We start from the raw sequence: 8,530 nt of genomic DNA on the forward strand, positions 1-8,530 counted from the left end.
TCGTCGGCAGCGTCAGATGTGTATAAGAGACAGACATCGCCGCGATGGACCCGGCGGGACCGGACTTCGTTCATACGGTCGTGGAGGCGATGAAGCTGGCGTATGCGGACCGAGAAGTCTATTACGGCGACCCGAACTTCGCCTCTGTTCCGATGCAGACCCTGCTGTCCGACGGCTATAACGATGACCGCCGCCAGCTGATTGCCGCCGATGCCTCGCTGGCGCTGCGGCCGGGGTGCCTGCCGGGATACACCCAACAATACGATCTGACGCTGAACATGCTCGCCGCCCAGCGCGGCGTGGGCGCGGTGTATGAACCGACCATGTCGCACCTGACCGAAAAACGGGGAGACACGGTGCATATCGACGTCATCGATCGTGAGGGCAATATGGTATCGGTGACGCCGTCCGGCGGCTGGCTGCAATCGTCGCCGATAATCCCGGGGCTGGGCTTCTGCCTGAACTCCCGCGCGCAGATGTTCTGGCTTAAACCGGGTCTGCCGACGTCGCTGGCGCCCGGCAAGCGCCCGCGCACCACGCTCACGCCGTCGATTGCCCTGTATGAGGGGCGGCCGACGCTGTCGTTTGGTACGCCGGGCGGCGACCAGCAGGATCAGTGGCAGCTGGCGTTTTTCCTGCGCTACGCCCATTACGGATTGAACCTTCAACAGGCGATTGATCTGCCGCTGTTCCATACCGCGCATTTCCCCGGCTCGTTCTATCCGCGCACCCGCCAGCCGGGGCACGTGATGATTGAAAGCAGCATCGGCGACGCCGCGCTGTCCGCACTCAGGGCGCGCGGACACGACATCGTGGCGTCCGATCCCTGGACGATTGGCCGCCTGACGGCTGCGCGTCGGGACGAAGACGGGCTGCTGCGCGCCGCCGCTACGCCGCGCCTGATGCAGGCATACGCGATAGGCCGGTGATAAATGTCGCCCTGCGGTGTGAAACGCCGCGAGCTATTCAGGTCAAGACGGTATGCGAAGACCGCCGTTAGTCACGGGGAAACTGAATCATGAATGAGCAAAAACCGCCGCGGGAATGCGTCCTTTCCGTGCAGAATCTCACTACGTCGTTTCGCGTGGACGGCGAATGGAAAACCGTCGTGCGCGGGATGTCCTTCGAGGTCCGAGCCGGTGAAACGGTCGCCGTCGTCGGCGAGAGCGGCTCCGGCAAAAGCGTGACTTCGCTGTCGGTGATGCGCCTGCTCGATCCGCGCTCCAGCCGCATTGAAGGCCGTATTATGCTGAACGGGAAAGATATTCTATCGCTCCCGGAGAAGGCGATGCGCGAGGTGCGCGGCAACGACGCCGCGATGATTTTTCAGGAACCGATGACCTCGCTCAACCCGGTATTCACCATCGGGCGGCAAATTTCGGAGGTGCTGCGGCAGCATAAGGGGTTGGGCAAAGCGGCCGCGCGGGAAGAGACGCTACGGCTGCTGGACAAGGTGCGTATTCCCAATCCCGCCGCCCGGTTTGACGACTACCCGCATCAGTTCTCCGGCGGTATGCGCCAGCGCGTCATGATTGCGATGGCGCTGGCCTCAAAGCCCAAGCTGCTGATCGCCGATGAGCCGACGACCGCGCTCGACGTCACCATTCAGGGGCAGATTCTGGATCTGATTAAAACCTTGCAGGAAGAAGAGGGGATGGCGGTGCTGTTCATCACGCACGATATGGGCGTGGTGGCGGAAATCGCCGACCGGACGCTGGTGATGTTTCGCGGAGAACAGGTGGAAACAGGCGACACCGCCGACGTCTTCCGTCACGGCAAACATCCCTACACGCGGGCGCTGCTCGCCGCGGTGCCGACGCTGGGGTCGATGGACGGGCAGCCATGGCCGCTGCGCTTCCCGCGCATCGACATGCACAGCGGCGAAGTTATCCCCGCGGGTAACGTGCCTAACACGGTGCAAAGCGGCAAGACGCCGGTGCTGTCCGTAAAAAATCTGGTCACGCGATTTAATCTTCGTTCCGGTCTGCTGGGGCGTTCGAGCGGTGCGGTGCATGCGGTGGAGAATGTTTCGTTCGATCTGTTTCAGGGCGAGACGCTGGCGCTGGTGGGCGAGTCCGGCTGCGGCAAGTCGACCACCGGGCGCTCTATTATTCGGCTGATTGAACCGCACAGCGGCGAGGTTCAGCTGGACGGTTACGATGTGCTGAATCTTGACGTCGTCGGTCTGCGCACGATGCGACGCAGTGCGCAGATGATTTTTCAGGATCCGTTTTCCAGCCTCAATCCGCGCATGACGGTGGGGGCGGCCGTCGCCGAGCCAATGATTAAACACCGGCTGGCCTCGCCGTCCGAGGCGCGGCAGAAGGTCGCCGAACTGCTGGATCGGGTGGGGCTGTCGCCGTCCATGATGGATCGCTTCCCGCACGAGTTTTCCGGCGGGCAGCGTCAGCGGGTGGCGATTGCCCGGGCGCTGGCGTTGAATCCCAAGGTGATTATTGCGGATGAAAGCGTCTCGGCGCTGGATGTGTCGATCAAGGCACAGGTATGCAATCTGTTGCTCGATTTGCAGGCGCAGTTCAACATCGCGTTCCTGTTTATTTCTCATGATATGGCGGTGGTGGAGCGCGTCAGTCACCGGGTGGCGGTGATGCGTCTGGGCGAAATCGTCGAGATCGGCCCGCGCGAGGCGATCTTCGCTCATCCTCAGCATCCCTATACGCAAAAGCTGATAGCGGCGGTGCCGGTGCCCGATCCCGCGCGGCGCGGCATGCGGCGCAATGCGGCCATCGAGGAATTGAAAAGCCCGGTGCGGCCTTTAGGCTATGTGCCGCCAGTGCGCGTGTATACCGAGGTCGGCCCCGGCCATCAGGTCATGGTGTCTGACGCTTCCTGATGGGGGGCAAAAGCGTAAAGGGCAGACGTCGACGGCTGATGTCGGCTTGGCGTGGAAGCGCTCAATGTCGACGTCTTGGGGGTTAGTTCAGCATAACGCCGCCGTCTACGGCTAGCTGTTGTCCGGTGATGAAATCATTCTTCATCAGGAACAGATAGGCGCTGGCCAGCTCTTCGACGCTCGCTGTCCGTCCCAGCGGAATCAGGTCCGCGAAGTGCTGACGCGTCTGTTCCACGCTCTCCGCCGGTTGATCGCGCCAGAATGTCGTCGGCGTCCATGTTGGCGCGACGGCATTGACGCGGATCGCGGGCGACAGCTCGGCCGCCAGTCCTTCCGTTAACGCTTTAATCCCCAGATTGCCGACGTAGCTTGCGCAGGCGTGCTGCGCTTTGCCGCCGGTTCCCGACGTGAACAGCAGACTGCCGCCGTCGCGGATTTTGTTTGCTGCCAGTTTGCCAATCAACACGTTGGTCAGGAACTTGGAGTGGATAACGTGTTCAATCACCGCCATGTCCGCTGTGACAAAGCCGCCGCCCATCGCGTCGCCCACCATCGAGACCAGATGGTCACAGGGAGCAATATGCTCAAACAGCGCCGGCAGGGTCGCATGGTCGTGGGCATCCGCCTGTAGCGTGGCGATGATGTTTGCGCCGGAAAGGGCGTCTTTCGCCTGCTCCAGACGGTCCTGATGACGCCCTATCAGCGTCAGACTCGCCCCTTCGGCCGCCGCCAGCCGGGCGATAGTCAAACCAATACCGGAACTGCCGCCGATAATCACAATATGCTTTTCGCGTAAGTCACTCATCGCTACGTCCTCAGTCAGGCATCCGGTGGATCCGTTAAGCCGACATGTTCAGATGAAAGAGGGGAACACTATGTTGTGGGTATCTCCGCAAAATACGCCTTTCCAGCGCGGGGTGGGAGCCGTTTTACACAATGCTGACTTTCCTGTGAGAGCGGACCAGCGAGGCGGGAATCGTGAGCGAAAGACGGGGATGGCAGACAGACTGCGCCGATAAAAAAAGGCCCGGTGAGGGGCCTTTGTGCTTGCCGCGTTGCCGCGACTCACATGGTGTTCGCTGACGCTTTATCACTTACGGCCGAGTAAAAATCCCAGCACAATCCCGGTTGCGGCGGCAATAGCGACGCCTGCCATCGGGTTGGATTTAACCTGACTTTTAACAACATCAGCCGCATCGCGTGCGGCATAGCTGGCCTGAGAGGCATATTTCTTTGCTGCCCCTTTGAACTGATGCTCGTGTGAGTCAGTGGCCTCGCCGAAAGTTTCCTGAGCAGCGCCAGCCGCTTCGTTTACTTTATCTTCTGCTTTTCCGAACATACCAGCTCCTTAGCTAATGGCTAAATGTCCTTATAAGCGTAGCAAAGGCTGGCAGGAATGCTGGGGAGGGCACACAACTATTACCTCTTTGTTACGCTCATTCACACCCGGAGGGGATTTTTCGCCTTACTGGCGATCGCGCTCAGCCCCGCAGAGGCAGAGCGGATGCGGCTTTCTGCCTTTATCGCGTTGTTTTACGGCGTAAAAACGGATATTTCCTAAAACAGCTTTCAGGCAGGTCTTTGAACGATTTTGCGGCAGATTGGCGTGTTATGCGGTCAAAAAAGAGTACCGGGAGGGACAAGATCGAGAGCGATGAAACCGTTCTTTGACGTTTCTGTAAACCTCTCCGGCTTGCCTACACTCCGTGTGACGCTCGTCAGACGCTATCGTGCTCACTTCCATACGGGCGCCCTTGAATAAAAGAGGCTGCATGGACCTTTCATTGACGTGTTTCTGATTTTCCCTCATTCACTGGCTAACGACTCAGAGGACGGAGAGAGGCAGCAATCACGCGTTCCCGCCTCCGCGAGACATCGTCGATGTATGACCTCTTCGTCCACTCTCCCTTGTGCCTTCAGTAAAGGTAAACAAGGCGACAGGCTAAATGCGGTTTCCACGGCCACTTTCACGACGAAGGGAAGGGCGCTTTTACGATGTCAGAGCTGCATCATGCCGCTCCGCTTTCAGGGACCTGTACCAAAGGTCAACATTAAGCCATTACATCAATAAAATTAATGATATCGGGCGGTCAGCTCAGATTACCTGTCTATACTCTTAATGCATTCTCATCCGGATATATCCTAAAGCTAAGGAGTAATGATGGACGTCACCAATGAAATCAGACCGTTCAAGACAATATCATGGGGTAGCATTATCGGTGGTGTGGTCACGGTGCTCGCCGTTTCCATGCTGTTGTCGACGTTAGGCACCAGCATGGGATTCGCAATTGTCGATCCCAACGCCGAAAATCCTGCTAATGGCGCCGGTATGGCCTTTGGCCTGTGGACCGCCGTTTCCATCGTCATCAGCCTGCTGGCTGGGGCTTTCGTTGCGGGTCGTCTGGCGGGTAACGACGGTATGATCCACGGTTTTCTGGTGTGGGCTACATCGCTGATTGTGGCCGCGATTCTGGGCGCCATGCTGGTCGGTTCTGCCGTGCGCACCGCCGGAAACATGCTGGGTTCTATCGCCTCTGCCTCCGGTTCAGTGATTTCCGGCGCGGGCGATATGCTGGGCAAGGGCGCATCAGGTCTGGGCGAAATGGGTAAATCTGCCTTCGATCAGTTCACCATTAATACGGACGTACAGAGCGATAAAGTGCAGGACAACGTTGCCGCCGCGCTGAAAAAATCCAACATCCCGACGCTGCAGCCGGATTATCTGAAGCAGCAGATGGTGGAAGCCAAAGGCGATATCACTCAGGCCGTGAAACAGCTGGCGACCGCACCGAACAACAGCGATGCGGTGATTCAAGGACTGACGGATAAACTGAAGGCGCGCGCAGACGCCATTTCCAAGGGCATCAACCGTGACGACCTGAAAAAAGCGCTGACGGAAAATACTTCGATGACGCCGCAGGAAGTGGATAAAACCATCGACAACATGATTCAGGCTCGCGATAAAGCGGCGCAGGAAGTGGACAAACGTCTGAGCCAGGCGCAGGACCAGATCAACCAGGCCAAACAGCAGTACGCCGAATTCAAACAGGAAGCGGCGGACAAGGCTGCGCAGGCAGCCAGCATGATGGCTAAAGCCGCGCTGTGGTCTTTCTTCGCGCTGCTGGTCGGTGCGATTGTCAGCGTTCTGGGTGGTCTGTGGGGCGTTAAAACTAACCTCAAACATGCCGCTCGTGCCTAAGACTCGCGGGCAAGAGTAAAGGAAAGGCAAGGCTCTCATTCTGTGTCTGTCCCTCTGCTCGCGCGGTTTCATAAAACGGGTATTATGGTAGGCAGAACCTATCGCCATCATCCCCGAAGGAGAAAGCGTGCGAGCAGCGATGAAAGAGAAAATCATCAGGACCTGTGAGGCCAAAATCAATACAAAAGGCAGCCATGTAGGGCTGTCTTTTTATGCGTTTTTTGCCAATAAAAATGATGATCCCGAGCAACTCATGGAAGTTGCACACTGGTGGATTATGGAGATGAAGTTGGATCATTTCGAAAAGGCGGAAAAGATAAAATCGCTCGTCTCGGCCCTGGAGTCAGAAACGAATTAGGTAAAGCGTTGGGGGGTGAAGGCTTGCGACCTATGCAAGAGAGTAAGCTGAGGCGTTTTTCGTCGGCGGAACGGCCATTCAATCGCTGCGATGTCATACATCGTGGGGTCAGAACAAGAACTACAGCATGAACCAAGGCCCCAAAGGGCCTTTAATTCAATCGGTCAGGCGCCCGTTTCGTCGCGAATATCGGTAGTCGGCCCATTTTTCTGCACGGACTCAATCCCTTTTTTGGCACTCTGCTTCGAGGCGTACATCTCGCTGGTGGCGATAGTTTCGCCGTTAGAGGCAACCAGCTTGAAGTAGTAAGGCTGCTCAGTTTGCTTTGCGCTTTTCTTGATAACGAAATGACCCATTCATCCTCCTAAAAGTGTTCAGTGAGATAGACCGTTATTAACTATTGTTTGATTAGCGGGTTTTATCAATATCAATATGGAATGTTTAGATAAAATAATGGTTTTTGAATGAAGTCTGCCGACGGGATTGGTTTTTCGTCTTTTACCTCCATATCTGTTTAAGCGCCGGGACCGGTTGGTGCGACCGGCGACGCCAGTCTGACCTCGGGCGCCGCACACGGATCGGGACACCGGCGAAGTGGGGACGGATTTCGACCGTTACCCACGTTTACCCTGACCGGTTAACTATCCTGACAAGGGATTGGATCGACGGGGGCTGAATAAAACGGCCTTCGATATACTGGCATTTGGCATATTAACGCCGTGCGACTATGGTTACCTTGACTATCCTGGAGTGGAGAAAGCGAATGGGATTTTGGAGAATTGTTTTCACGATTATTTTACCCCCGCTGGGTGTGCTATTAGGCAAAGGGCTGGGCGGGGCCTTTATCATTAATATTATCCTGACGCTGCTGGGGTATATCCCGGGCCTGATTCATGCGTTTTGGGTTCAGACGAAATCGGATGCCTGAGTGTCAGGTCCGTTAACAGCAACATGATTCACCGAACGTGGCGTCAATGGCGCCGCGTTCGCTTTGATCGCAGACGGGTGCCTGCGACTTCCCTTTAGGTGATAAGGATTGTTGCCGTCTTCGCCACTATTCCCCCTTACTTTGATGCATTCTCCCTCAGGTGAGTGCGCGCTTTTACGTCTACGGGGTCGCCGCCGCGTCAGTGAATGTAATGTTTTGTCTATTATCACTTTAACGACGGTCTAAAACCTGTACCGGTGTTTTTTACTGTGGTTAACTTTGCGAGTTTTTCCCCTTTGGCGGGTCAGAGAGGCTTTATGGCGAATACCCAAGAGATGTCGGATACCTATCGCTTCCGGGCGCTATTGCTCGTCAATCAAAAGGCCCGCAATGGCGATACCTCGATCGACGCGATTGCGCAATGGCTGCGCGATAAGCACATCGATCCCGTCATCCCGAAAATGGACAAGCACAGCCGGTACTGGGATGTCATCCGCACCCATGCCGGGCACGTGGATATGGTGATTGTCGGCGGCGGAGACGGGACCCTGAACTCGACGGCTAACGCGCTAATGGAGACCGGTTTACCGCTCGGCATTCTGCCGCTGGGAACGGCGAACGATCTGGCGAGAACGCTGGGCATTCCCCGCGATATCAAACAGGCTATCGAGATCATCGCCCGCGGCGCCGTGCGCGCGATCGATCTGGGCGAAGTCAACGGCCACCCTTTCTTTAATGTCTCCAGCATCGGTTTTTCCGCCGCGATGGCGCGCGGGCTGTCGGCCAAATCGAAAAAACGCTGGGGCACGGTCGGCTATGCGCTGGCGGCTATCCGGCTGCTGAAACAGAGTCGGCCGTTTACCGTGGAAATTGATCATGACGGTCAGCGCGAACGGGTCAAAACCGTGCAGGTTTCCGTGGGCAACGGACGTTTTTACGGCGGTGGGATGACGGTGGAGCAGAGCGCCAAACCGGATGACGGGCTGTTCGACGTGTATAGCCTTGAAATCGATCACTGGTGGGAGATGATTGCGCTGATCCCGTTCCTGCGTCGCGGGACTCACGGCCGCTGGCGCAAAGTCCGTGCCTTTTCCACCACGGCGCTAACGTTGCAGACGTCGCGTCCTCACGATATTAACGCCGATGGTGAGATCGTCGGCACCACGCCCTGTCTCTTATACACATCTGACG

Annotated in this window: 9 protein-coding genes; 6 read left to right on the top strand and 3 right to left on the bottom strand. The window is 57.1% G+C overall.

Annotated elements, in window-relative coordinates:
* Window positions 1-44: 44 nt before the first annotated feature.
* Both Q7O77_RS11365 and Q7O77_RS11370 read left to right on the top strand, forming a co-directional pair.
* Complete coding sequence (locus Q7O77_RS11365; RefSeq protein ID WP_304167133.1) at window positions 45-929, top strand: gamma-glutamyltransferase; 885 nt, start codon at window positions 45-47, stop codon at window positions 927-929.
* 89 nt (window positions 930-1,018) lie between these two features.
* Window positions 1,019-2,854 carry an ABC transporter ATP-binding protein gene (locus Q7O77_RS11370; protein ID WP_304167136.1) on the top strand — a complete coding sequence of 612 codons (1,836 nt, stop codon included), beginning with the start codon at window positions 1,019-1,021 and terminating at the stop codon, window positions 2,852-2,854.
* A gap of 82 nt (window positions 2,855-2,936) precedes the next feature.
* Here Q7O77_RS11370 and Q7O77_RS11375 read toward each other — a convergent pair whose 3' ends face one another.
* Window positions 2,937-3,659 carry an SDR family oxidoreductase gene (locus Q7O77_RS11375; RefSeq protein WP_304167138.1) on the bottom strand — a complete coding sequence of 241 codons (723 nt, stop codon included), beginning with the start codon at window positions 3,657-3,659 and terminating at the stop codon, window positions 2,937-2,939.
* 285 nt (window positions 3,660-3,944) lie between these two features.
* Window positions 3,945-4,193 (bottom strand): DUF883 family protein, encoded by a 249-nt coding sequence (locus Q7O77_RS11380; protein WP_026740600.1) that lies wholly within the window; start codon window positions 4,191-4,193, stop codon window positions 3,945-3,947.
* A gap of 822 nt (window positions 4,194-5,015) precedes the next feature.
* Here Q7O77_RS11380 and Q7O77_RS11385 point away from each other — a divergent pair.
* Both Q7O77_RS11385 and Q7O77_RS11390 read left to right on the top strand, forming a co-directional pair.
* Window positions 5,016-6,053 (top strand): TIGR04086 family membrane protein, encoded by a 1,038-nt coding sequence (locus Q7O77_RS11385; protein WP_304167141.1) that lies wholly within the window; start codon window positions 5,016-5,018, stop codon window positions 6,051-6,053.
* Window positions 6,054-6,180: 127 nt separating this feature from the next.
* Window positions 6,181-6,411: a DUF6500 family protein gene (locus tag Q7O77_RS11390; RefSeq protein WP_304167143.1), complete on the top strand. Its 231-nt coding sequence runs from the start codon at window positions 6,181-6,183 to the stop codon at window positions 6,409-6,411.
* Between the two features lie 164 nt (window positions 6,412-6,575).
* Here the strand turns inward: Q7O77_RS11390 and Q7O77_RS11395 are convergent, their stop codons facing one another.
* On the bottom strand, window positions 6,576-6,767 hold the full coding sequence (locus tag Q7O77_RS11395) for a YegP family protein (protein WP_304167145.1): 192 nt from the start codon (window positions 6,765-6,767) through the stop codon (window positions 6,576-6,578).
* A gap of 407 nt (window positions 6,768-7,174) precedes the next feature.
* On the opposite strand from Q7O77_RS11395, the gene Q7O77_RS11400 reads away from it, so the two are divergent.
* Complete coding sequence (locus Q7O77_RS11400) at window positions 7,175-7,339, top strand: YqaE/Pmp3 family membrane protein (protein ID WP_036153227.1); 165 nt, start codon at window positions 7,175-7,177, stop codon at window positions 7,337-7,339.
* 317 nt (window positions 7,340-7,656) lie between these two features.
* The coding region (locus Q7O77_RS11405; RefSeq protein WP_304167150.1) for a lipid kinase at window positions 7,657-8,530 on the top strand (874 nt) is incomplete at its 3' end.

It is taken from the genome of Lonsdalea britannica (assembly GCF_946477055.1).
Taxonomy (GTDB): Bacteria; Pseudomonadota; Gammaproteobacteria; order Enterobacterales; family Enterobacteriaceae; genus Lonsdalea; species Lonsdalea britannica_A.